Raw genomic sequence first — 247 nt, forward strand, 5'->3', positions numbered from 1 at the left:
CCTGGGAACCTAGAAAAAGGTGTGGAACGTGTAGGGGCTGTTGTATTGCCTCTATATGTGCAGGTCAGAGAACTATCTCTACAGTCTGAAAGTTCAACAGAGTTCAACACGGTGTTGTACTTCGATTGAGGCACGTTTGGGCTGGTTTGGGTACAGCGTTTGGGTACGAGATAGAACAGAGGCCCTATCCGAACTTCGGATAGGGCCTCTGACCTGCTGTCGGGCTGACAGGATTTGAACCTGCGAC

The sequence above is a fragment of the Gordonia sp. UBA5067 genome (assembly GCF_002414845.1).
GTDB lineage: Bacteria > Actinomycetota > Actinomycetes > Mycobacteriales > Mycobacteriaceae > Gordonia > Gordonia defluvii.